The sequence below is a fragment of the Streptomyces sp. NPDC048297 genome (assembly GCF_043201585.1).
Taxonomy (GTDB): Bacteria; Actinomycetota; Actinomycetes; order Streptomycetales; family Streptomycetaceae; genus Streptomyces.
Window position 1 is genome coordinate 96,168 of the sequence record NZ_JBICZA010000013.1, and the last position, 22,740, is coordinate 118,907.

Sequence of the window (22,740 nt, forward strand, 5' to 3'; positions counted from 1 at the left end):
CACCCCGCGGGACCGTACCGCGGGGTGCCCGTCGGGCCCGGTCAGAACCCGGCGATGGGGTTCCTCAGGGTTCCGGCCAGCTGGAGGGCGCCCGCGGGATCCGCGAGGTCGACCATCTGCCGGTTGTCGTGCAGCTGGAGGCGGTTGAGGCAGGACAGCGCGAACTCGGGGGCGAAGAGGTCGTACTGCCGGAACTTGTCGGCGAGTTCGGGGTTCGCCTCCTGGTAGTCGCGGGTGACCTCGGCGACCGTCCGCCAGAAGTCGTCCTCGGACAGGACGTCCTCGGCGGCCAGTCCGGCGCACAGGAAGCGGAAGAAGCAGTCGAAGACGTCCGTGAAGAGGGACAGGAGCTTCATGTCGTCGGGGACCTCGACGCGGATGCGCCGCACCTCGGGCGGCAGTGCCGCGTCCGGGTCCATCACCGCGATCTCCTCGGCGATGTCCTTGTAGATCGCGCGCCGCACCACCCCGTCCTCCAGGACCAGGATCACGTTCTCGCCGTGCGGCATGAACACCAGGTCGTAGGCGTAGAAGCTGTGCAGGAGGGGGGTGTAGTAGGCCTGGAGGTAGGCCCGCAGCCAGCCCTTGGGGGACAGTCCGCTGCGCCGGATCAGCGCGGCGGCGAAGGACGCGCCCTCGTGGTCCGTGTGGAGGAGGGAGGCCATCGTCGCGAGCGACTCGCCGTCCCGCAGCGAGGACACCGGGCTCTCCCGCCACAGCGCGGCCAGCATCTTGCGGTACGGCGAGTAGCGGTCGGTGGCCCGCTCGTACTCCTGGTGCCGGTAGCCGACGGCCGCCCGCTCCCGGATGACGGTCAGACCCGTCGACTTCAGCACGGGGTCGTTCTCGATCAGCCGCGCCAGCCAGTCGTTGATCGCCGGCGTGGCCTCCATGTAGGCGGCGGAGAGGCCGCGCATGAAGCCCATGTTGAGCACGGACAGGGCCGTCTTCACATAGTGCTTCTCGGGGTGCGAGGCGTTGAAGAAGGTCCGGATGGACTGCTGGGCCAGGTACTCGTCGTCGCCCTCGCCGAGGCAGACCAGGTGCCGGCGGGCCACCTCGGCGGCGAAGGTGACGGTGAGCTTGTTCCACCACTGCCAGGGGTGGACCGGGATGAACAGGTAGTCCGCGGGGTCGAGGCCCTGGGCCGCCAGGATCCCGTGGAACCGCTCCACGGTCCCCGCGCCCAGCTCCCGTCGGACGAAGTCCTCGTACTCGATGCCGGCGCCCGCCGTGAACGCGGCCCGCGAGCGGTGCGCGGCCAGCCACACCAGCCGGACCGGGCTCGCGGTCTCCGGGGCGTACGACAGGTATTCGTGGACGCCGAAGCCGAGCCGCCCGTTGTTCGCGACGAAGCACGGGTGGCCCTCGGTCATCCCGGTCTCGATCGCCTGGAAGCCGCCGTCCGCCAGCTCCGCGGAGGTGACGCGGGGCTTGGTGAGCTTGTAGCAGGTGCCGGAGAGGGTGGAGGAGATCTCCTCCAGGTAGACGGGCAGGACGTCGTCGCTCAGGCCCAGGGTCGCCCGCAGCTCGATGAAGAAGTCCAGGGCGGACAGCGGGAGTTCGGTGCCGTCGCGGTGCCGGGTGAGGGAACCGGGGTCGACCTGCCAGTGGTCGAGGGCGCGGCGGACGGCAAGGAAGCGGTACGCGGTGAGGCCGTCGTCGCTGCGGACGACGTACCGTTCCCCGTCCTCCTGCGGTGTGATCAGGCGCTCGTGCGCGAACTCGGCGAGCGCCTTGCGTATGAGCAGCCGGTTGGCCAACGCCCAGCGTTCAGGGGAGAGATGGGCCACGGAGTCGGTGAGGCTCATGCGGACACCCCCGTCGCGGCCAGGAACCGCTCCCGGGTGCACACGCTCAGCAACGCCCTTTTCTCCGGCTTGTCGATCTCCCGCACGGGCACGAACCCGACGGCCTCGTTCAGCGCGTGCACGGCCGTGTTGCGCACGTCCGGTTCGACGACGACGCGCCGCACCGCCGGGTCCTCGAACAGGTGCGCCATGACGGCGGTGATGACGGACCGGGTGAAGCCGTGCACGGGCGTCTCGGCCGGCGGCACCAGGAAGTGCATGCCGACGTCTCCCGGCTCGGGCTCGTACAGGCCGACCAGCTCACGGTGCGCGGGGTCGTACCTCTCCATCAGGAAGGCGGGCGCCCCGTCCCGCAGTCCGAGGAGCGCGTGGTGGTGCTCGTCGGCCGCGATCTGCGCGTAGGCGCGCTCGACGTCCCGCGGACCGGCGTCCCGCATCATCCAGAAGGCGGCTTTGGGGTGGGTGACCCAGGCGTGCAGGAGCGCGGCGTCCTGCGAGGGGTCGACGGCGCGGAAGGCGAAGGTCATGCGGCGAACTCCTGGAAGGCGATGGTCTTCTCGACCGGGTAGTACTCGGCGCCGAGCAGCTCACGGATGATGTAGCTGTTGCGGTACGCGCCCATGCCCAGGTCGGGGCTGGTGATGCTGTGGGTGTGGACGCCGGCGTTCTGGAGGAAGACGCCCCGGCCCGTGGTGTCGATGGAGTAGTTGCGGGCGATGTCGAAGCGGCCGTGGCCGTCGAAGCGGAGGTGGTCGCGGACCGGGGCGAGGAAGGCCGGCGGCTCGTAGTGGTAGCCGGTGGCGAGCACCAGGCCCTCGGTGCGGATCTCGAAGTCCTTGCCCTGCTCGTCCTGGTGGAAGGCGAGGGTGTAGGCGCCGTCGTCGTAAGTGGCCTGGGTGAGCGAGGAGTTGGTGAGCAGCCGGGTCGGGACCGGGCGGTCGCCGCTCTCGACGTCCTTCTGGTAGAGCAGGTCGAAGATCGCGTCGATCAGGTCCGAGTTGATGCCCTTGAACAGGCCCTTCTGCTGCTTCTCCAGCCGGTGTCGGGTGTCCTCGGGCAGCGCGCGGAAGTAGTCGATGTAGTCCGGGGACGTCATCTCCAGGGTCAGCTTGGTGTACTCCAGCGGGAAGAACCGCGGTGAGCGGGTGACCCAGTTGAGCTGGTAGCCGTGGACGTCGATCTCGGCGAGGAGTTCGTGGTAGATCTCCGCCGCGCTCTGGCCGCTGCCGACGATCGTGATCGACTTCTTCCTCTGCAACTCCGTCTTGTGGTGCATGTACTGCGAGGTGTGCAGGAAGCCGCCGCCCAACTCCTGGCAGGCCGGGGGGACATGGGGGACCGTGCCGGTGCCGAGGACCAGGTGCCGGGCGCGGAACGTCGTGCCGGTGCCGGTGCCGGTGTTGGTGCTGTTGCCGCTGGTGCTGGTGCTGGTGCTTGTGCTTGTGCGGACGACGTACACCTCGTCCTCGTCGTCGTACGTCACCTCGGTGACCGTCGTCCCGAAGCGCACGCTGCTCAGCCGGCCGGCCGCCCAGCGGCAGTAGTCGTCGTACTCGACCCGCAGGGGATAGAAGTTCTCGCGGATGTAGAACGGGTACAGACGGCCCTTCTCCTTCAGGTAGTTCAGGAAGGAGTACGGCGAGGTCGGGTCGGCCAGGGTGACCAGGTCCGACATGAACGGGGTCTGGAGGTGGGCGCCGTCCAGGAACATCCCGGCGTGCCACTCGAAGTCGGGCTTGGACTCCAGGAAGACGGCGTCCAGTTCGGCGATGGGCTCGGTGAGGCAGGCGAGGCCGAGGTTGAAGGGGCCGAGCCCGATCCCCACGAGGTCGTGGACGTGGTGGCTGGCGTCAGGAAGCGCGGTCAAGGGAGTCTCCCAGGTACTGCTCGGCGTGGCCGGCGATCAGGTCGAGGACGGCGGCGATGTCGGCCGGGGTCGTCTCGGGGTTGAGCAGGGTGAACTTGAGGTAGTGGCGGCCGGCGACCGTGGTGCCCGCGACCACGGCGTCACCGGAGGCGAACAGCGCCTTGCGGGCGTACAGGTTGGCGCGGTCGATCTCGGCCGGGTCGGTGACGGCCCGGTCGGTGACGGCCGCCGGGACGCAGCGGAAGACGAGGGTGGAGAGCGAGGGCTCCACGAGGACGTCGAAGCGGGGGTCGGCGGCGAGCATCCGCCATCCCTCCCGGGCCAGGTCGCACACCTCGTCGAAGAGTTCCCCGATCCCGTCGGCGCCCATGACGCGCAGCGTCATCCACAGCTTGAGGGCGTCGAAGCGGCGCGTGGTCTGCAGGGACTTGTCGACCTGGTTGGGGATGCGCTCGCGCACCATGCGGCGCGGGTTGAGGTAGTCCGCGTGGTAGGTGGCGTGGCGCAGGGTGGCCGCGTCCCGGACCAGCACGGCGGACGAACTCACCGGCTGGAAGAAGGACTTGTGGTAGTCGACGGTCACCGAGTCGGCGCGCTCGATGCCGGCGAGGCGGTCGCGGTACTTCAGGGAGGCGAGCAGCCCGCAGCCGTACGCCGCGTCGACGTGCATCCAGACGCCGTACTGCGCGCACAGCCCGGCGATCTCCGCGAGCGGGTCGACGGACCCGAAGTCGGTGGTGCCGGCGGTGGCGACGACCGCCATCGGGACCTGCCCCTCGCGCCGGCAGCGCTCCAGCTCGTGGGCGAGGGCGACCGTCTGCATGCGCTTGTCGCGGTCGACGGGGACGGAGACGACCGCGTCCTGGCCGAGCCCGAGCAGCCCGGCCGACTTCTTGACGCTGAAGTGGCTGGCCTCGGAGGCGAAGACGCGCAGTTCGCCGAGGGCGTCGCCCGTTCTCCGCCCGGCCCGTCCCGGCTTGGCCTCCTCCCGGGCCAGCAGCAGCGCCTGGAGGTTGGACTGGGAGCCGCCGGAGGTGAACACGCCGTCGGCGGCGGGGCCGAGGCCGATGCGCTCGGCGGTCCAGTCGATCAGCCTGCGCTCGATGAGGGTGCCGCCGGCCGACTGGTCCCAGGTGTCCAGCGAGGAGTTGACCGCGCACAGGACGGCCTCGCCGAGCACCGCCGGGATGACCACCGGACAGTTGAGGTGGGCGAGGTAGCGGGGGTGGTGGAAGTAGACGGCGTCACGGAGGTAGACCTCCTCCAGCTCGTCCAGGGCCGCGGCGGTGTCGCCGAGCGGCCGGTCGAGGTCGATCGCGTCGACGCGCGGGGTGAGGTCGTCGACCTGGACGCCGGTGAACGGACGGTCGGTGGTGGCGAGTTTGGCCGCCACCCGCTCGACTCCTTCGGTCACGGAGTGGCGGTAGTGCTCCGCGGTGAGGCCATTGAGCAGGTGCGAGCGCATGTGGGGGTCCTCCGAGGGGACTGTCCGTGCGGGAACGGAAGAAGGGGCGAGGTTCCGCGATCAAACTTAAGTTAGCCTAACCTAAGTTTGACGCAAGGAACCGCGCCCCTCCCGCGAAACCCGCTCCTCACGGGGGAGTTCGGGCCGCTACTCGCCGGCGGCCCGCACCTGCTCCTCCGTCATCCCCCGCCGCCAGTAGCCGACGAAGGTGACACGCCGCCGGTCGATCCCGCACTCGCCCACGAAATACCGGCGCAGCGCCTTCACCTGCCCCGACTCCCCGGCGATCCAGACGTACGGCCGCTCGGCGGCGGGCAGCCCGGAGGCGCGTACGGCGTCGACGGCGGTGGAGGCGGGGGCGGCCGTGGAGGCGAGGGCGTCCGCAGGGGTGGTGGGGACGGCGGGGGCGGCCCCGTCGTTCCGCACGATCCACGTGATCTCCGCGTCCGCGTCGGTCGCCACGTCCTGGATGTCCCCGGCGTCCGGCACCTCCAGCCAGACGCGGGCCCGGGTGCCGGCCGGCAGCGATTCCAGGGCGGCGGTGGCGGCCGGCACGGCACTGTCGTCACCCCACATGACGACGAGATCGGCGTCCGCAGGCGGCCGGAACCGGATGGACCGGTTGTCCGCGACGGCCGGTCCGAGCACCCGCGCACGGTCACCGGGGACGGCACGCGCGGCCCAGGTCGAGGCGGGCCCGGCGGGGGTGTGCAGCACGAAGTCGATGTCGATCTCGTCGGGATCGCGCCGCAGCGCACGCAGCGTGTACGAGCGCATCACGGCCCTGACCTCCTCCGGAAGCTCCCGCCATGCCTGCGACCACCCCTCGTCCAGCTCCAGCGGTACGACAGGCTCGCTCTGCCCCGGATGCGGCAGGAACAACGACAGGGACTGATCGCACCCGTCGGAGTGGAAGTCACGCAGTTCGTCACCGCCGAAGGTGACCCGAACCAGCGACGGCCCCAGCCGCCGGGTCCGTACAACCTGAAGAGAGAAGAAACGGAACGGGGCGACAAGGGCCGTCGTCATCAAGGCTCCTGAATGAGCGTCGGTGTTCAGATGTTCGGATAAGGGGCGACCGAGGCACGGGCACGAATGAGGGGCGACCGGGGCACGGGCGCGAGGCCTCAGCTGACCTTCTTCGCCTTCTCCAGTGCCTGTGCCAACCCGCTGAGCAACGGCACGCACTTCTCGTACGACAGGATCGGTTCGGGCGAGCGCGCGATGACCTGCCCCGCCTTCACCGCGGGCAGCTTCTTCCACGTCGCCTTCGTGATGTCGGCGGGCTGGATGGTGGAGGACCGGTCGTCCATCATGATGATGTCGGCCTCGTACTTGTCGACGTTCTCCCAGCTCAGCGACTCGTACCAGCCGCCGCCCTGCCTCTTCGCGCTCTCCGGCGGCTCCACGAAGTTCACGCCGAGGGCCTTGAAGTACTCCAGGTCGATGGAGAGGTCCGTACCGGAGACGTAGAAGAGCTGGTCGCTCGCGGAGCCGGCCATCACCTTGATGCCGGGCTTGGCCTTGGCGGCGGCACGCAGCCGGGACGCCGCCTCCTCGAACCGCTTCTTCGCGTCCGTCGCCTTCGCGGCCTTCATGTCCGCGCCGAGCGACTCGGCCAGTTCCCACATCCGCTGGAGCGGCCGGGTGAGCTGACGGTCGTACACGGAGATGCCGACGCTCGGCGCCAGCTGGGCGATCTTCTTCTTCGACTCCTCCGGGACGTACCAGAGCGTGCCGGCGGCGTCGAACATCGTCGTGATGAGCATGTCCGGCGCGAGGGCCGCGTACTTCTCGACGCTGAACTGGCCCCAGGCGTTGCCGAGGACGGTCACCTTGCTGACGTCCATGTCGCCGGCCTGGACGTCGGCCTTGCCGCCGGCGGTCGTGGTCGGGCCGAACACGCCCTTGACCTGGATGCCGTAGTCGTACAGCGCCGCACCGACACCCGTGAACGCGACGATGTCCGCCGGGACCTTGTCCAGCTTCACGGTCGTGCCGCGGTCGTCCTTGAAACTCCAGGGCCCGGAACGGCCGTTCCTGGCGGCCGTGGAGCCACCGCCTTCGCCCTTGTCGTCCCCGCAGGCGGCGAGCGCGGCACCGAGTCCGAGGGCGCCGCCCGCGGCGAGCAGTCCGCGGCGGGTGAGGTGGGTGGCACGGGCATGGGGCATGGGTATGACTGCTTTCGACCAGGGCGGATCACCCGCCGGACAAGTTCGAAGCCAGGTTAGCCTAACCTAACTAGAAGTCCAGGGGGTGGGTCTCCCGGTCTGCTCCTCGCCGGCGATCACGCGGCCGAACCACCGTTCGCCATCGGTCATCGACGGGACAGCGGGCTCGGCGCGACGCTAGGACGCGGCAGATCTCCTGCTCGCGAGAAGCAATGCCAGGGGACCGCCCTGCAAGAGGAAGCGGCCCTCGCCGACTGCTTCGAGCGTGTCCTCCATCGACCACCACATGAGCGTGAAGTCCGCTTCCCAGGGCATGAGTTGCTGCGGGCCGCAGGTGAGCTGTTCGGCCTCGAAGAGGTGCACTTCGGCGGTGGAGCCGAGGGTCATGGCGTACGAGCCGAGGTGCCGCCAGGACCGGGCGGTGACGCCGGCTTCTTCGAGGAGTTCGCGGCGGGCGCACTGCTCCGGCGTCTCACCGGACTCGGCCTTGCCTCCGGGGAGGAACAGGTACTCGCCCCCGTGCCGGGGGAAGTCCGCGCTCAGGACGGCGATCCGTCCGTGACCGTCGCGGGCGACGATCACGGAGGCGTCAGGTTCTGAGTCGCTGCCGTGGGCGTGGGTCATGCTCCGCGAGAGTAGCCGCGGGTCCCCTCAGCATGACGGCGAACGGCACGTTCAGCACGGCGGGGTGAGCGATGCCACGTCCCCGGTAGCCGTCCTCGCCGAAGGCGTCGCCGTGGTCGGCGCACATGATGACCAGCCACGGTCGCGCGCTGGTCAGTGTGCGGATGAGCCGTCCGAGGTGTTCGTCCGCGTACGCCAGGGCCGCGGCCTGCGACTGCCAGGAGTCCTCGCTGTGGCCCACGTAGTGCCCGTGGGGCACGTGAGTGGCCGAGACGTTGACGAACAGGAACAGCGGTCGGTCACGATGCCTGTTCGCGACTGCCAGGGCATGGTCGACCTGATGGCGAGTGGAGTCCGCTTCGGCGGAGCAGAACTCGGGCCGCCAGTGATCCTCGTGGAACATGTCAGGCAACACCGACCCGAGCGGGGTTTCGCGAGAGAAGTAGGTCACGCCGCCGACGCACGCGGTGCGGTAGCCATGCTGCGCAAGGCCGGTGAGGAGGTTCGGCGCGTCAAAGACGAACGTGCCCGTGTCGATGGCCTTGAATGCCGGCGGGCGGCACTCCCAAAGCCGCGGCGGCTGTACGGGATGCGAGAGTTTGGGCAGGAAGCCGGAGAAGAACGCGATGTGCGCGGGGAGGGTGAAGGTGCCCGGAGTCCGGCGCTCCTCCCACACCCCACCTGGCAACATCTTGGCCAGGTTAGGGGTCTGACCGGCGTGCAGGGCCGCACGGGCGACGTCGTAGCGCAGGGAGTCCAGGGTGATGAACAGAATGCTGGTCTCGGTACCGATGACCTTGGCTGCGTCGATCACAAGGCCTCCACAAGGTTGCGGCATTCCGTGATGCGGCCCTTGGCCTGGTCGTTCACGGGAATGGGTACCCGGTCGGAGGCGATCATCTCCCGCAGCCTTGCCAAACCGGTGTCCTCCGTGACCGGTCGGCCGTCCGCGGCGTAGAGGCGGATCGTGACGGTGCGTCGCTCGCCGCTGTCGGCCGTGCTCAGCCGGGCACCGGGGACGCTCCCGAGTTCCTTCATGGCATGCAGGAGCTGGGTTTCGTCAGTTGCGCCGAGGTCTGAGACCTGACAGGCCCAGTGCACTGCGTTGATGGCCCCGCGGCAGAAACGCCGGTGGAACTCGGCCGTGGTGGGGTGGTCATCGTGGGCCACGGCGATCTGCCGGGCCCGGCAGATCACGACGAAGCATGCGCCGACCCACCAAGCCACGCCCTTGTGGATCTCGCCCGGGAAGATGCCGGCGACGCGGCCGTCCCGGATGATGGCATCGGTGTCGACGGGCTTAAGCACGTCCGTCCTCCAGGTGCTTGACGATGATGTCGGCCAAGTCGTCCGGACTGTGGTCGTCAGTGGGGAGCAGGAGCGCGGTGGGGTCGTCGGCGGCGACGGCCATGAAGTTCGCCCGGAGCCGGTCAAGGCGGCCGGGGACGTCGAACAGGTCGGTGTCGTCCTGTTTCACATCCGTTTTGGCCTCCATCCGTTGCTTCAGCGTGGGGTCGGAGCTGACCAGGTAGAACGTGGCGTCCGGGATGACGAGATAGGGCCGGAACGGGGCGATCAGTCGTCGCACCTGGTCCAGGCCGACGCCATTGACAGCGGTGTGGCAGGCAATGACCGACGAGGTGTACCGGTCCGCGATGACCGGCCCCATGGCGAGGGCCTGCCGTACGGCGTCGGAGACGTGCAGGAGGCCGGAGAGGTAGAAGGCGAGCTGCGGCAGCGGCCGAAGTTCCCGGTTGGCTGTCTCGGACCAGGCAGTGTGCGGGTCGGCGAGAGTGTGGATCACGGTGGAGTCCAGACGCTTCGCCAGGAGGCGGGCAAGCGTCGACTTTCCGATCCCTGAGACGCCTTCCAGGACCACGAACGGGCCTCGGTGTCCGCTGTCTGCCAGGGGTGCGTAGGGAGCGCGCAGGAGATTCACAGAGTGCCTTCCGTGAAGGCCGCCACGTGCTGGGCCACGGCTGCGGGGACCCGGTCCGGAGCATCCAGCAGAGATCGGATGTCCATGCGTAAGTCGTCCCGCAGCAGACAAGGCTGGATACCGCCGGCGTGGTCCATGCGCAGGGACCAGAAGCCTTCCACGCACTTGGCCCGCAAGGGGCAGGTGCCGCACTGGCCGACGTGGTGGCGGCCCAGTTCACGGTGGATGACGTCGATCTCGATTCCGTCGATACGGAAGATCCTCCTGCCCTGGCCGACGCCGGAGACCTCCACCTCCTCGTCACTGGTCAGGGTGCGGAGGTGGTCGATGATGCCCTGGGCTCCGACTGCCGAGGGCTTCCGGCCGACGTTGAAGTCGGTGCCGACCAGCTCGATGAACTGCACGGGCAGTCTGCGGTCCAGGGCGAAGGTGAGAATGTCGCGCAGTTCGTGTTCGTTCTCGCGCTGGATCAGCGTGTTCAGCTCCACCCGCTCGAACATCTCGCGGGCTGCCTCGACGCCGTCCAGGACGGCCGCGACGCTGGAGCGGGTCTGTGTGATGGCCCGGAAGGAGTCGTCCGAGAAGTAGTGGAGGGAGACCTTCACCTTGTCCAGGCCGGTCGTGGCGAGCCAGTGCTGATGGGCGCGCACCAGCATGCCGTTCGTGATCAGTGTGTAGGACACGTCCGGGCTGCGGACGGGAAGCCGGGTGAGGACCGGTCGCGCCAGTTTCGACATCAGTGGTTCGCCGCCGGTGAAGTACACCCGCCTCAAACCGGCGCCGATCAACTCACGCAGCACGTCTACGTAGTCGTCGGCGCTCAATGCACGGGCGCGGGGCCGGGCGTCGCGGTTCAGATGCGTGAAGGGTGGCGGGACGTCGCCCTCGTTGTGGCAGAACCAGCACTTCACGTTGCAGATGGGAGTCAGTGACACCCTGAGCTGTCCGCGTAGGGCGGCGAAGTTCCGCAGCGCGGTCCAGTCCACGTCGGTTTTGGGGAGCGGAACGGTCAAGACCTGCTCCTTTCGTGGTGTGTACGTCGTAGCTCTGCTTACGGCGGTCATCAGCCGCAGTAGCAGAGCAGCGAGACGACAAAGGCGGTGATCGCGAGGACGTAGCAGACCTGGGCGGTGATCTGTCGCCATCCGATCCGAGCATTCGGTGCCTCGTCCGAGCCGTCGAGGATCACAGGGCCGCTGGTTTCAGCTCTGCCCAGGTCTCTTTGCCCCAGGGACCGCGCGCGGGGTGGCTGCCGAGCAGGGTGTAGCCCCAGCAGTCCGAGAGTGCGTCGATCAGGAGCAGGCCGCGGCCCGACTCGTCGGTAGCGTCAGCGGGGTTGAGTACTGGCAGGCGCGAGGGCGCCCGGTCCACCACTCCGATGCGTACCCGTGCCATGTCCGGCCGCTGGACAATCAGGCGGATCGAGTGGCACGGGGTATGTCTGGAGGCGTTCGCGACCAGCTCCGAGATGATCAGTTCGGCGGGTTCGGTGAGGTCGTCCAGGTGCCAGGCACTGAGGGCTTCGCGGACCAGCTTGCGGCCTATCACGGCCGTCTCCGGATTGCACGGGAAGGTCCGGCTGTAGCCGGGGCGGCCGATGGGTGCGGCCTGAACTGGTGTGCCGGAAGTCGTCATTGGCGAAGCCTTCGTCGTTGTCTCGGCGCCCAGCTCGCCCCTCGGGCTCTTCAGGAGCGGGCCAGGCCGTCAACAGCAGCCCGTGGCGAGTGGGCGGCTGGTAACCAGACAACTCCTGTGCCGGGCAGACTGGTTAGGGGGATCGGGCACCGTCCGATGAGCTGGCCTAGGGCGATTTGACCCCCTGATTGCCTGACAGCTCGGGGTCGCAACGCTACGGTGCGTGCATGCACACCACGCGCAACACCGTTCTTGAGGCGTGGATGAAAGAGCACGGGCACAGCTCCAACAGCCTTGCGGACGCCGTGAACACGACCCTTGGGTGTCTTACCGGGCGTACCGGCGGCCTGGACGGATCGTCGGTCCGGGACTGGAAGGCAGGCCGGGTCAAGTGGCCGAAGTCGGCTACTCGTAAGGCCCTTGAAGAGATCACAGGGCTGCCTGCCACGGCTTTAGGGTTCGAGCCACGGGGGACTTCGTCCACATCAGCCCCACCGCAGGAGGGCACCGACACCATGAAGCGCCGCACGCTTGTCGGCGGTATCGCCGCGGCCGCGACCGCAGCCGCCGCTCCCGGTACCGCCACACCCCGACGCATCGGCATGAGCGACGTCGACCGGCTGAAGAAGCGCTTCGCCGACATCATTGCCAGCGACCACCGTCATGGCGGGCAACTCAGCCTTGAGCGGCAAGCCGCGGCGCTCGCCGACAAGGCACTGAATCTCCAGAATGCAGGCACCGCCACGCAGCGCGTACGCGGCAACCTGTACGCAGCCGCTGCGGCGTTCCGCTCCTCAGCGATGTGGGCGGCCATCGACGGCCGCCGGTATGGCGACGCCAAAGCTCACATGCGGGAGGCGCAGGCACTTGCCGAGATGTCCGGCGATCAGGCGATCAAGTTCCGCATCTGGAGCCACACGGGAACCATGTACCGGCACATGGGCCGCCCCGCTGATGCGCTCGCCGCGAACGATGTTGCCCGCAACCTGCACATCACGCGCCGAGACCCCATGTTCGCGAGCCTAGGGCTGGCCCGGCAGACGGCCATCCAGGGTCTGGCACAGGACCGGACCGGAACCCACCGCGCGTTCGACCAGGCGCAAGACGCCATGTTCCGTGCAGACCCCGGGGCCTTCCGGCCGGTGTGGATGCTCGCGTTCTACGACCAGGCCGAGTTGGATTCCCTGGCCCTGTCGGCAAACTTGTCGCTCGGTGACTACCAGACAGCGGAGTTCCATGCTCACCGCTGCCTTTCCGAATTGCGGCCGCACATGGTCCGCTCCCGGGCCATCGCCACGACCAGGCTCGCACATGCCCAACTCGCGCAGGGTGAGGTTGACGCCGCCACGGCCACCGCGATGAGGGTCCCCGCTGACGCGGCTACTCAACACGCCCGCGTATCGCGCATGCTTCAGGAGTTCGGGGCCGCTCTGCGCGCCACCGCGCCCGGCAGCCCCACCGTGCAGACCTGGACCGAGCACGTCGCCGCATGGAGGATCACCGCATGACCTCGGCACCCACCATTGAACTCCGCACTTTCACCGCGCTCGAGACTGTCCGCGGCGATTTGGTCGACGTCTATGCCGACGTGCGCGCCCCACTGCTCCACCTGCCGAACTACGCCGTGACCGCGTTCGGTGAGCGACTGGACCGGCACGGCGCCGAACCGGGGTTCGTGGCCGTTCTTGCGTACGCGGACGGTCATCCGATCGGCTACGCCTACGGCAACACCATCGAACACGGTGATCGGTACTGGCAACGGACCACCCCGCCGCCGGCGGATGAGTACACCGAGCGTCCGGCCGTGGCCCTCAAGGAGATCGGGGTACGGCCCGCGTGGCGAGGCACCGGGACCGCGCGGCGCATCCATGACGCCCTCCTCGCCGCACGCGACGAGCCGTACGTGACGCTCATGGTCAACAAGTCTGCCGGTGACGGTAAGGTCCACGCGCTCTACCGGTCATGGGGATACGAGGACATCGGTCAGAGCCAGCCGTCAGCCGCCTCGCCGGTCCTCGCGGTGATGATCCGCACCATCCATTGACCGGTGCCCCACGAGCGGGGCGTGTCGGCGGTGATGATGGCGTTGCCGTAGGCGTCGTAGACGGACGCGTACCTCCTTCGAGTCCTTGCAGGAGGCACAGGCCTCGGCGATTGCGGTGGCGACCGGCTGAGGGTCCGCCACAGACGCCTTCGCCCTCAGGCGACGGTCACGGACCAGGATCCGCGGGAGAGGGTGAGGGCGCCGTCCGGGGCGATCCGGACCCGGGCTCCGTAGACGGGCAGTCCGCCCTCGGTGTTCAGCCGGTTGCGGGTGCGCTCCAGCTCGGTCCAGAGCCGCCGGGGGCCTCCCTGGTGCACGGTGGGCGGATCGGTCCAGCGGCCCACGGCGCGGGCCCAGGAGCCGTCGGAGTGGACCATCCACGCCGTTCGACGCCGGTCGGGGCCCGTCTCGTAGCGGTGTTCGACACCCGGCACGGTGAGGCTGAGCATCGACCAGACGTCCGACGCCTCCCGGACGTCGAGGACGGGGTACCGCCCCGTCGTCACCTCTTCGCCCCCCCCGGTCATGGATCTCCTCGAATCGGTCGGCGAGACCGGCCGGGTGGTCGACGCCGGTCCGGGTGGCCATGAAGGCGGCCCGGACCCACTCCACGCGTCCCGCCGCGCCGCCGTCACCGGTCTTGTCGGCGGTGATGGTCAGCCCGGTTTCGCTGAGGGTGGTCACGAGGCGTCCGCCGGGCCGGAGGGCGGTCAGCCAGGATGCCGGTACGGGGCGCACGGACACCGTGAAGATGATCCGGTCGTACTCGCCGGGGACGTCGGCAGCAGCGTGCTGGATGACGTGGGCAGTCCCGAGTCGACCACCGTGCCGGGCCCGGCGTCGTCGGCATGGTGCGGTCCCACGCTTGTGACAAGCGTCCTGTCCGCGTACGCGGCCCGCATCCATACTTCGGCGTCCGCGGGCCCGTCGCGCAGTTCCCACCCCGAACCGTCGCGCGCCCACCAGTGAGGGACGAACAGATACCGGGGTGTCGTGGCGAGGGGCTTGTACCAGCGGGACTCCGGACGGACGACATCGGCGGCCAAGCGCCGCGCGTGCGTCTCCCAATCCATGAAGCTGCCCCTGTGAGCGGTCGCACGCGGGGTTGCAGGCGTCGGTCTCCGCCGGCGAGTTCGGTTTCACGGGGAAGCGGCCGGCGATGTCGGAACGACGAACTGGCCAGGGCGCCCAGGCAACGGTTCGGTCAGACCGTTTCCTGGGCACCCTGGTCCCGCACGGGTGGGGCTCCGTCAGCCCGTCAGCCCGTCAGCCCGTCAGCCCGTCAGGCCTTCAGTCCGTCAGGCCCTCAGCCGGCCACGCCCAGTTCGCGGGCGATCAGCATGCGCTGGACCTCGCTCGTGCCCTCGCCGATTTCGAGGATCTTGGAGTCGCGCCACATGCGGGCCACCGGGTACTCGTTCATGAAGCCGTAGCCGCCGTGGATCTGGGTGGCGTCGCGGGCGTTGTCGACGGCGATGGTGGAGGAGTAGAGCTTGGCCAGGGCCGCCTCCTTCTTGAAGGGGTCGCCGGAGACCAGGCGGGAGGCGGCGTCGCGCCAGGCGAGGCGGGAGGTGTGGGCCTTCATCTCCATGTCGGCGAGCTTGAACTGGATGGCCTGGTTGGCACCGATGGGCTTGCCGAAGGCGTGGCGTTCCCTGGCGTACTTCACGGACTCGTCGACGCAGCCCTGGGCCAGGCCGGTCGCCAGGGCCGCGATGGCGATGCGGCCCTCGTCGAGGATGCGCAGGAACTGGGCGTAGCCGCGGCCCTCCTCGCCGAGCAGGTTGGCGGCGGGGACACGGACGTCCTGGAAGGACAGCTCCCGCGTGTCCGACGCGTTCCAGCCCACCTTCGAGTACGGCGCCGCCACCGTGAAACCGGGTGTGCCCGACGGGACGATGATGGCGGAGATCAGCGGCTTGCCGTCCGGCTTGCGGCCCGTCACCGCGGTGACCGTCACCAGGCCCGTGATGTCCGTGCCCGAGTTGGTGATGAAGCACTTCGTGCCGTTGATCACCCACTCGTCGGTGTCGGGGTCGAGGCGGGCCGTGGTGCGCGTGGCGCCGGCGTCGCTGCCGCCGTCCGGCTCCGTCAGGCCGAACGCGCCCAGGATCTCGCCGGAGCACAGGCGGGGGAGCCACTCCCGCTTCTGCTCCTGGGTGCCGAAGAGGTGGATCGGCATGGCGCCGAGCGAGACGCCCGCCTCCAGGGTGATGGCCACGGACGAGTCCACCCGGGCCAGTTCCTCCAGCGCGAGGCCGAGGGCCAGGTAGTCGCCGCCCATGCCGCCGTACTCCTCGGGGAACGGCAGCCCGAACAGGCCCATGCGGCCCATCTCGCGGACGATCTCGTACGGGAACTCGTGCCGCTCGTAGAAGTCGCCGATCTTCGGCGCCACGACGTCGTGCGCGAACTCCTCCACCGTACGGCGGAGTTCCTCCAGCTCGGGGGAGAGGCGGTGGTCCATCGTGATCACTGCTCCTTGTGGGACAGGGCTCGGACGGTGCGGGACGGGCTGGGCCGGTCCAGATGGGCGGCCATCCACACGCTCGTGGCGGTCAGACGGCCGAGGTCGACCCCTGTCTCGATGCCGAGGCCGTGCAGCATCCATACGAGGTCTTCGGTGGCGAGGTTGCCGGTGGCGGACTTGGCGTACGGGCAGCCGCCGAGGCCGCCCGCGGACGCGTCGATCGTCGTCACGCCGTGTTCCAGGGCCGCGTAGGTGTTGGCGAGCGCCTGGCCGTAGGTGTCGTGGAAGTGGACGCCGATCTCGTTCGTCGGCACACCCTCCTCGTTCAGCAGGGCGAGCAGTTCGAGGACATGGCCGGGGGTGGCCACCCCGATGGTGTCGCCGAGGCTCAGCTCGTCGCAGCCCATGTCCCGCAGGGCCGTGCAGACGCGGGCCACCTGGTGGAGCGGGACCGCTCCCTCCCAGGGGTCGCCGAAGCACATCGAGACGTAGCCGCGCACGTGCGCGCCCGCGTCCTTCGCCTGCCGCACCACCGGTGCGAACACGGCGAGCGACTCGTCCACCGTGCGGTTGAGGTTGGCCTTCGCGAAGGACTCGGTGGCGCTGGCGAACACCGCGATCCGGCCGGCGCCGAGCGCGAGGGCGCGGTCCAGGCCGCGCCGGTTGGGCACCAGCACGGGGAGTTCGACGTCGAGGTCGCCGATCAGCGGGTACAACTGCTCGGCGTCGGCGAGCTGGGGCACCCAGTCGGGGCGCACGAAGCTGGTCGCCTCGATGGTGGTCAGGCCCGAGGCGGCCAGGCGGCGGATGAACTCCGCCTTCACCTCGGTCGGCACGGTCCGCTTCTCGTTCTGCAGCCCGTCGCGTGCCCCGACCTCGTGGATGCGCACCCGGGAGGGCAGATCCTGGGCCGGTACGACCATGGGCAGTCCCTCGGTGCTCACTGCGCCACCACCCCTTCGTCCGCCTTCTCGTCCGCCTTCTCGTCCGCTTTCTCGGCGTGCGGCGCGCCGTCGGCCTGCGGGCCGCCGGTCTCCTCGTCGTGCGGTGCGATCACGGCGAGCACCTGGTCCATGGCGACCGTCGTACCCGGGGTGACGTCGAGTTCGGCGACGACGCCGGCGTGCGGGGCGGAGACGACGTGCTCCATCTTCATCGCCTCGACCACCAACAGGCTCTGGCCCGCGGTGACGTCGTCGCCGACGGCGACCTTCACCACGGTCACCGTGCCGGGCATGGGCGCGGTCAGCGAGTCGGCGCCCGCGTGCCGCGCGCCGGTGAGGGAGGCGGCCACCGGGTCGTGGTCGCGCACCTGCCAGGCGTCGCCGTCGCGTCCGAGCCAGTCACCGGACCGGCGGAAGGAGTGCCGGACGCCGTCCAGGGTGACGGACACCCGGTCGCCGGTGACCGTGGCCTCGCCCCGGCTCGCACGGGTGACGGGGTCGAGTCCCGGCACCTGGAGGGGGAAGGCCACCGGTTTCGGCCGGCCGCTCAGCCGCCAGCCGTTCGGCACCGAGAAGGGATCCACCCACCCCGGCCCGGCCGGCGGGCGCAGCGCGTCCAGTCGTACGGCCGCCGCCGCCTCGTACACCGCCTCCGGGACGTCGGTGGGGACCAGTTCGTCCACCACCCGCTCCACCAGCCCGGTGTCCATCTCGCCCGACACGACCGCCGGATGGGCCAGCAGCCGGCGCAGGAAGCCCGCGTTGGTCTGCACGCCCAGCGTGACGGTCCCGGCGAGGGCGGCCCGGAGCCTGCGCAGCGCCGTCGCGCGGTCGGGGCCGTAGGCGATGACCTTGGACAGCATCGGGTCGTACAGGCTGCCGACCTCGGTGCCCGCGCTGAGCCCGGAGTCGGTGCGGACACCGTCGCCCTGGGGCTCGTCCAGCAGCAGCACGGTGCCGCCCGACGGCAGGAACCCGCGTGCGGGGTCCTCCGCGCAGATCCGGGCCTCGACCGCGTGCCCGGTCAGCGTCACGTCCTGCTGCGCGAAGCCCAGCTTCTCCCCGGCCGCGACCCGCAGTTGCCACTCCACCAGGTCGAGGCCCGTGATCAGCTCGGTGACCGGGTGCTCCACCTGGAGGCGGGTGTTCATCTCCATGAAGTAGTACGCCGACGGGTCACCGCCCGGCACGATGAACTCCACCGTGCCCGCGCCCCGGTACCCGCACGAGCGGGCCGCCTGTACGGCCGCCTCGCCCATCGCCGCACGCGTCCGCGCGTCCAGCAGGACCGACGGCGCCTCCTCGATGACCTTCTGGTGCCGCCGCTGCAGCGAGCACTCGCGCTCGCCGAGGTGGACGACGCCCCCGTGGCCGTCGGCCAGCACCTGGATCTCGATGTGCCGGGGCCGGTCGATCCACCGCTCCACCAGCAGCGTGTCGTCGCCGAAGGAGGCGCGGGCCTCGCGGCGGGCTGCCGCGATCTCCTCCTCCAGGACGGAGACGTCCCGCACCAGGCGCATGCCCTTGCCGCCGCCTCCGGCGGAGGGCTTGAGCAGGACCGGGGTCCCGATCTCCCGTGCCGCCTCGGTGAGTTGGGCGTCGGTGAGCCCGCTGCCGCTGGAACCCGGCACGACCGGCACCCCGGCCGCCTGCACCGTCTCCTTGGCGCGGATCTTGTCACCCATGAGGGCGATCGCGTCCGCCGACGGGCCGATGAACACCAGCCCCGCCTCCTCGCACGCGCGCGCGAAGCCCGCGTTCTCGGCGAGGAAGCCGTAGCCGGGGTGGACGGCCTGGGCGCCGGTGCGGGCGGCGGCCTCCAGCAGCCGCTCCACCGACAGATAGCTCTCGGCCGCGGGGGCCGGGCCGATCCGTACCGCCGTGTCGGCCTCCCGGACGTGCCGCGCGTCCGCGTCGGCGTCGGAGAAGACCGCCACCGAGCGCACGCCCAGCGAGCGGAGCGTACGGATGACGCGTACGGCGATCTCGCCCCGGTTGGCGACCAGCACTGTGTCGAACACGGTTCCCCTCCTCACATCCGGAAGACGCCGAACTGGGGGTTTCCCAGGGGCGCGTTGGCGCAGGCCGTCAGGGCGAGTCCCAGCACCTGACGGGTCTCCAGCGGGTCGATCACGCCGTCGTCCCAGAGGCGGGCGGTCGCGTAGTAGGCGTTGCCCTGGTGCTCGTACTGCGCGCGGATCGGCGCCTTGAAGGACTCCTCGTCCTCGGCCGGCCAGTCCTCGCCGCGTGCCTCCAACTGGTCCCGCTTGACGGTCGCGAGGACGGAGGCGGCCTGCTCGCCGCCCATGACCGAGATCTTGGCGTTGGGCCACATCCACAGGAAGCGCGGCGAGTACGCCCGGCCGCACATCGAGTAGTTGCCCGCGCCGTACGACCCGCCGACCACCACCGTCAGCTTCGGCACGCGCGTGCAGGCGACCGCCGTCACCATCTTGGCGCCGTGCTTGGCGATGCCGCCCGCCTCGTAGTCCTTGCCCACCATGAAGCCCGAGATGTTCTGCAGGAACACCAGCGGGATGCCGCGCTGGTCGCACAGCTCGATGAAGTGGGCGCCCTTCTGGGCGGACTCGGAGAACAGGATGCCGTTGTTGGCGACGATGCCGACCGGGTGGCCGTGGATCCGGGCGAAGCCGGTGACCAGGGTCTGCCCGAACTCGCTCTTGAACTCGGCGAACCGCGACCCGTCCACCACGCGCGCGATGATCTCGCGCACGTCGTAGGGGGTACGGGAGTCGACCGGGACCGCGCCGTAGAGCCCGTAGGGGTCGACCTTCGGCTCCACCGCGGGGCGGACCTCCCAGGGCAGGGACGGCCGGGCCGGGAGCGTGGCGACGATGTTCCGCACGATCCGCAGGGCGTGCGCGTCGTCCTCGGCGAGGTGGTCGGTGACACCGGAGATCCGGGAGTGGACCTCGCCGCCGCCCAGCTCCTCCGCGGTGACGACCTCGCCGGTGGCCGCCTTCACCAGCGGCGGGCCGCCGAGGAAGATCGTGCCCTGGCCGCGGACGATCACGGCCTCGTCGCTCATCGCCGGGACGTACGCGCCGCCCGCCGTGCACGAGCCGAGGACGGCCGCGATCTGCGGGATCCCCGCGCCCGACATACGGGCCTGGTTGTAGAAGATCCGCCCGAAGTGGTCCCGGTCGGGGAAGACCTCGTCCTGCATCGGCAGGAAGGCGCCGCCCGAGTCCACGAGGTAGACGCACGGCAGCCGGTTGTCGAGGGCCACCTCCTGCGCGCGCAGGTGCTTCTTCACGGTCATCGGGTAGTACGTGCCGCCCTTGACGGTCGCGTCGTTGGCGACGATCACGCACTCGCGCCCGCTGACCCGGCCGATCCCGGCGATCACGCCGGCGGCCGGCGCCTGGCCCTCGTACATCCCGTCGGCCGCGAGCGGGGCCAGCTCCAGGAACGGCGACCCGGGGTCGAGCAGGGTGTCCACCCTGTCCCTGGGCAGCAGCTTCCCGCGCGCGGTGTGCCGGGCGCGGGCCTTCTCGCCGCCGCCGAGCGCGGCGGCGGCCAGCTTGGCGCGCAGCTCCCCGACGAGGGCGAGGTGGGCTTGTTCATTGGCCCGCCAGGCCTCCGACGCGGGCTCGGCCGCGCTCGTCAGCTCCGGTGCCTCCTGCATCCTGCGGTCCCCTCACCCAGTGGTTCACCCAGTGGTCGTACTGTTAATGAGCGTTAACCATCTCCCACAGGTTAACGACCGCTAACGTCCCTGTCTAGAATTACTCGCATGGCCACCAGAACCGACGCCCCCACCCGCCGTGAGCAGATCCTCAAGGAGGCTGCCCGGCTCTTCGCCGAGCGCGGCTTCCACGGCGTCGGCGTCGACGAGATAGGGGCCGCCGTGGGCATCAGCGGCCCCGGCCTGTACCGGCACTTCCCGGGCAAGGACGCGATGCTGGCCGAGCTGCTGGTCGGTATCAGCGGACAGCTGCTGACCGGCGCCAAGCGCCGCCTCGCGGAGTCCGACGGCGGCAGTGGCGCCTCGGCCGTCCTGGACTCCCTCATCGAGGGTCACATCGACTTCGCCCTGGACGACCGCCCCCTGATCACCCTCCACGACCGCGAGCTGGACCGGCTGCGCGACAGCGACCGCAAGCTGGTGCGCCAGCTCCAGCGGCAGTACGTCGAGCTGTGGGTCGAGGTGGTGCGCGAGGCGTACCCGGGGCTCACGGAGCCGGCGGCCCGCTCGGCCGTCCACTCGGTCTTCGGCCTGCTCAACTCCACCCCGCACCTGGGCCGCGCCGGCACGCTGCCCGGCCGCGGGACCACGGCGGCCCTGCTGCACCGGATGGCCCGGGGTGCCTTCTCGGCGGCGGGGGAGCGGTGAGGGCGTGACGCCCGCTGCGGCGAGGGCATGACGTCCGCTGCGGTGAAGGCATGACGTCCGCTGCGGCGAAGGCATGACGTCCGCTGCGGCGAGGGCGTGACGCCCGCCCCCCTTTCCCTCTACCCTCTCCTTCCGGCTATCGCCTTTCCGGAGTGACCTGCGTCTCTGGACGCCTCCCGTACTCATCGGTATCTTCGAATCTGAGCAAGCGCTTAGACACGCCCCGAGGTCCGTGGAGGTACCCATGCGCCGCACGCTGTTCACCGAAGATCACGAGGCGTTCCGGGAGACCCTCCGGGCCTTCATCGAGGCCGAGGTCGTCCCCGTCTACGACGAGTGGTTCGCCGCCGGCCAGGCCCCGCGCGACTTCTACTACAAGCTCGCCGAACTGGGCGTCTTCGGCATCCGCGTGGACGAGGAGTACGGCGGCGCCGGCATCGACTCCTACAAGTTCGAGGCCGTCCTGTACGAGGAGACGGCCCGCGCGGGCGTCTCCTTCGGCGGCTCCGGCGTGCACGTGCTGCTCGGCCTGCCCTACATCAAGCTGCTCGCCACCGAGGAGCAGAAGAAGCGCTACCTGCCGAAGTTCGTCTCCGGTGAGGAGATGTGGGCCATCGCGATGACCGAGCCGGGCACCGGCTCCGACCTCGCGGGCATGAAGACCACCGCCAGGCTCTCCGAGGACGGCACCCACTACGTCCTCAACGGCGCCAAGACCTTCATCACCGGCGGTGTGCACGCCGACCGCATGATCGTCTGCGCCCGCACCGCCGCGCCCAGCGCCGAGGACCGCCGCCACGGCATCTCCCTGTTCGTCGTGGACACGAAGGCCGAGGGCTACTCCGTCGGCCGCAAGCTCGACAAGCTCGGCCTGAAGACCTCCGACACCGCCGAGCTGGCGTTCGTCGACGTCAAGGTGCCCGTCGAGGACCTCCTCGGTGAGGAGAACAAGGGCTTCTCCTACCTCGGCCACAACCTGGCCTCCGAGCGCTGGGGCATAGCCTTCGGCGCCTACGCGCAGGCCAAGGCCGCCGTCCGGTTCGCCAAGGAGTACGTCCAGCAGCGCGTCGTCTTCGGCAAGCCGGTCGCGGCCTTCCAGAACACCAAGTTCGAGCTGGCCGCCTGCCAGGCCGAGGTCGACGCCGCCGAGGCCGTCGCGGATCGCGCGACCGAGGCTCTCGACGCCGGTGAGCTGACGCCCGCCGAGGCCGCCTCCGCCAAGCTTTTCTGCACCGAGGTCGCCCACCGCGTCATCGACCGCTGCCTCCAGCTGCACGGTGGCTACGGCTTCATGAACGAGTACCCGATCGCCCGCCTGTACGCGGACAACCGCGTCAACCGCATCTACGGCGGCACCAGCGAGATCATGAAGACGATCATCGCCAAGGACATGGGGCTGTGACCCGGACTCAC

General features: G+C 69.9%; 21 protein-coding genes. 4 read left to right on the forward strand and 17 right to left on the reverse strand.

Going from position 1 to position 22,740, the window contains the following annotated elements:
• Positions 1-41: 41 nt before the first annotated feature.
• From ACGFYV_RS16775 to ACGFYV_RS16830, 12 genes are all read right to left on the reverse strand, one after another.
• Complete coding sequence (locus tag ACGFYV_RS16775) at positions 42-1,811, reverse strand: IucA/IucC family protein (protein ID WP_393879112.1); 1,770 nt, start codon at positions 1,809-1,811, stop codon at positions 42-44.
• Positions 1,808-2,338 carry a GNAT family N-acetyltransferase gene (locus ACGFYV_RS16780; protein WP_393879113.1) on the reverse strand — a complete coding sequence of 177 codons (531 nt, stop codon included), beginning with the start codon at positions 2,336-2,338 and terminating at the stop codon, positions 1,808-1,810. Before ACGFYV_RS16780 ends, ACGFYV_RS16775 begins: the two co-directional genes overlap by 4 nt.
• Positions 2,335-3,678 (reverse strand): lysine N(6)-hydroxylase/L-ornithine N(5)-oxygenase family protein, encoded by a 1,344-nt coding sequence (locus tag ACGFYV_RS16785; protein WP_393879114.1) that lies wholly within the window; start codon positions 3,676-3,678, stop codon positions 2,335-2,337. Before ACGFYV_RS16785 ends, ACGFYV_RS16780 begins: the two co-directional genes overlap by 4 nt.
• Positions 3,662-5,143, reverse strand: a complete 1,482-nt coding sequence (gene desA, locus ACGFYV_RS16790) for a lysine decarboxylase DesA (protein ID WP_393879115.1) — start codon at positions 5,141-5,143, stop codon at positions 3,662-3,664. Before desA ends, ACGFYV_RS16785 begins: the two co-directional genes overlap by 17 nt.
• 147 nt (positions 5,144-5,290) lie before the next feature.
• Positions 5,291-6,172, reverse strand: coding sequence for a siderophore-interacting protein (locus tag ACGFYV_RS16795; protein WP_393879116.1), 882 nt, complete (start codon positions 6,170-6,172; stop codon positions 5,291-5,293).
• A gap of 98 nt (positions 6,173-6,270) precedes the next feature.
• Positions 6,271-7,314 carry an ABC transporter substrate-binding protein gene (locus ACGFYV_RS16800; protein WP_393879117.1) on the reverse strand — a complete coding sequence of 348 codons (1,044 nt, stop codon included), beginning with the start codon at positions 7,312-7,314 and terminating at the stop codon, positions 6,271-6,273.
• 177 nt (positions 7,315-7,491) lie between these two features.
• On the reverse strand, positions 7,492-7,938 hold the full coding sequence (locus ACGFYV_RS16805) for an NUDIX hydrolase (RefSeq protein WP_393879118.1): 447 nt from the start codon (positions 7,936-7,938) through the stop codon (positions 7,492-7,494).
• Positions 7,904-8,752, reverse strand: a complete 849-nt coding sequence (locus ACGFYV_RS16810) for an STM4013/SEN3800 family hydrolase (protein ID WP_393879119.1) — start codon at positions 8,750-8,752, stop codon at positions 7,904-7,906. Before ACGFYV_RS16810 ends, ACGFYV_RS16805 begins: the two co-directional genes overlap by 35 nt.
• Positions 8,749-9,246 (reverse strand): hypothetical protein, encoded by a 498-nt coding sequence (locus tag ACGFYV_RS16815; protein WP_393879120.1) that lies wholly within the window; start codon positions 9,244-9,246, stop codon positions 8,749-8,751. Before ACGFYV_RS16815 ends, ACGFYV_RS16810 begins: the two co-directional genes overlap by 4 nt.
• Positions 9,239-9,877 (reverse strand): dTMP kinase, encoded by a 639-nt coding sequence (locus tag ACGFYV_RS16820; RefSeq protein WP_393879121.1) that lies wholly within the window; start codon positions 9,875-9,877, stop codon positions 9,239-9,241. The genes ACGFYV_RS16815 and ACGFYV_RS16820 overlap by 8 nt, the downstream gene beginning before the upstream one ends.
• Positions 9,874-10,890, reverse strand: a complete 1,017-nt coding sequence (locus ACGFYV_RS16825) for a radical SAM protein (protein ID WP_393879122.1) — start codon at positions 10,888-10,890, stop codon at positions 9,874-9,876. Before ACGFYV_RS16825 ends, ACGFYV_RS16820 begins: the two co-directional genes overlap by 4 nt.
• A gap of 172 nt (positions 10,891-11,062) precedes the next feature.
• Positions 11,063-11,512: an ATP-binding protein gene (locus tag ACGFYV_RS16830; RefSeq protein ID WP_393879123.1), complete on the reverse strand. Its 450-nt coding sequence runs from the start codon at positions 11,510-11,512 to the stop codon at positions 11,063-11,065.
• Between the two features lie 227 nt (positions 11,513-11,739).
• On the opposite strand from ACGFYV_RS16830, the gene ACGFYV_RS16835 reads away from it, so the two are divergent.
• On the forward strand, positions 11,740-13,020 hold the full coding sequence (locus ACGFYV_RS16835; protein ID WP_393879124.1) for an XRE family transcriptional regulator: 1,281 nt from the start codon (positions 11,740-11,742) through the stop codon (positions 13,018-13,020).
• Positions 13,017-13,556: a GNAT family N-acetyltransferase gene (locus tag ACGFYV_RS16840; RefSeq protein ID WP_393879125.1), complete on the forward strand. Its 540-nt coding sequence runs from the start codon at positions 13,017-13,019 to the stop codon at positions 13,554-13,556. The genes ACGFYV_RS16835 and ACGFYV_RS16840 overlap by 4 nt, the downstream gene beginning before the upstream one ends.
• Before the next feature lie 155 nt (positions 13,557-13,711).
• Here the strand turns inward: ACGFYV_RS16840 and ACGFYV_RS16845 are convergent, their stop codons facing one another.
• The 5 genes from ACGFYV_RS16845 to ACGFYV_RS16865 all read right to left on the reverse strand — a co-directional run bounded on the left by ACGFYV_RS16845 (position 13,712) and on the right by ACGFYV_RS16865 (position 20,619).
• Complete coding sequence (locus ACGFYV_RS16845; RefSeq protein WP_393879126.1) at positions 13,712-14,083, reverse strand: hypothetical protein; 372 nt, start codon at positions 14,081-14,083, stop codon at positions 13,712-13,714.
• A 779-nt stretch (positions 14,084-14,862) separates the two neighbouring features.
• A complete protein-coding gene (locus ACGFYV_RS16850; protein ID WP_393879127.1) occupies positions 14,863-16,023 on the reverse strand; it encodes an acyl-CoA dehydrogenase family protein in 1,161 nt (386 codons plus the stop codon).
• 5 nt (positions 16,024-16,028) lie between these two features.
• Positions 16,029-16,970 carry a hydroxymethylglutaryl-CoA lyase gene (locus tag ACGFYV_RS16855; protein ID WP_393879128.1) on the reverse strand — a complete coding sequence of 314 codons (942 nt, stop codon included), beginning with the start codon at positions 16,968-16,970 and terminating at the stop codon, positions 16,029-16,031.
• Positions 16,967-18,991 (reverse strand): acetyl-CoA carboxylase biotin carboxylase subunit, encoded by a 2,025-nt coding sequence (locus ACGFYV_RS16860; RefSeq protein ID WP_393879129.1) that lies wholly within the window; start codon positions 18,989-18,991, stop codon positions 16,967-16,969. Before ACGFYV_RS16860 ends, ACGFYV_RS16855 begins: the two co-directional genes overlap by 4 nt.
• 11 nt (positions 18,992-19,002) lie before the next feature.
• Entirely contained in the window at positions 19,003-20,619 is a 1,617-nt protein-coding gene (locus ACGFYV_RS16865) for a carboxyl transferase domain-containing protein (protein ID WP_393879130.1), read from the reverse strand.
• A 108-nt stretch (positions 20,620-20,727) separates the two neighbouring features.
• Between ACGFYV_RS16865 and ACGFYV_RS16870 the strand changes: the two genes are divergently transcribed.
• Positions 20,728-21,327: a TetR/AcrR family transcriptional regulator gene (locus ACGFYV_RS16870; protein ID WP_393879131.1), complete on the forward strand. Its 600-nt coding sequence runs from the start codon at positions 20,728-20,730 to the stop codon at positions 21,325-21,327.
• 244 nt (positions 21,328-21,571) lie between these two features.
• Positions 21,572-22,729 carry an acyl-CoA dehydrogenase family protein gene (locus tag ACGFYV_RS16875; RefSeq protein WP_393879132.1) on the forward strand — a complete coding sequence of 386 codons (1,158 nt, stop codon included), beginning with the start codon at positions 21,572-21,574 and terminating at the stop codon, positions 22,727-22,729.
• Positions 22,730-22,740 lie beyond the last annotated feature (11 nt).

Bases quoted from the DNA above. Each gene is read 5' to 3' on its own strand.
- ACGFYV_RS16775 (WP_393879112.1), bottom strand. From the start codon at position 1,811: ATGAGCCTCACCGACTCCGTGGCCCATCTCTCCCCTGAACGCTGGGCG.
- ACGFYV_RS16780 (WP_393879113.1), bottom strand. From the start codon at position 2,338: ATGACCTTCGCCTTCCGCGCCGTCGACCCCTCGCAGGACGCCGCGCTC.
- desA (WP_393879115.1), bottom strand. From the start codon at position 5,143: ATGCGCTCGCACCTGCTCAATGGCCTCACCGCGGAGCACTACCGCCAC.
- ACGFYV_RS16795 (WP_393879116.1), bottom strand. From the start codon at position 6,172: ATGACGACGGCCCTTGTCGCCCCGTTCCGTTTCTTCTCTCTTCAGGTT.
- ACGFYV_RS16800 (WP_393879117.1), bottom strand. From the start codon at position 7,314: ATGCCCCATGCCCGTGCCACCCACCTCACCCGCCGCGGACTGCTCGCC.
- ACGFYV_RS16805 (WP_393879118.1), bottom strand. From the start codon at position 7,938: ATGACCCACGCCCACGGCAGCGACTCAGAACCTGACGCCTCCGTGATC.
- ACGFYV_RS16830 (WP_393879123.1), bottom strand. From the start codon at position 11,512: ATGACGACTTCCGGCACACCAGTTCAGGCCGCACCCATCGGCCGCCCC.
- ACGFYV_RS16835 (WP_393879124.1), top strand. From the start codon at position 11,740: ATGCACACCACGCGCAACACCGTTCTTGAGGCGTGGATGAAAGAGCAC.
- ACGFYV_RS16840 (WP_393879125.1), top strand. From the start codon at position 13,017: ATGACCTCGGCACCCACCATTGAACTCCGCACTTTCACCGCGCTCGAG.
- ACGFYV_RS16845 (WP_393879126.1), bottom strand. From the start codon at position 14,083: ATGACCGGGGGGGGCGAAGAGGTGACGACGGGGCGGTACCCCGTCCTC.
- ACGFYV_RS16850 (WP_393879127.1), bottom strand. From the start codon at position 16,023: ATGGACCACCGCCTCTCCCCCGAGCTGGAGGAACTCCGCCGTACGGTG.
- ACGFYV_RS16865 (WP_393879130.1), bottom strand. From the start codon at position 20,619: ATGCAGGAGGCACCGGAGCTGACGAGCGCGGCCGAGCCCGCGTCGGAG.
- ACGFYV_RS16870 (WP_393879131.1), top strand. From the start codon at position 20,728: ATGGCCACCAGAACCGACGCCCCCACCCGCCGTGAGCAGATCCTCAAG.
- ACGFYV_RS16875 (WP_393879132.1), top strand. From the start codon at position 21,572: ATGCGCCGCACGCTGTTCACCGAAGATCACGAGGCGTTCCGGGAGACC.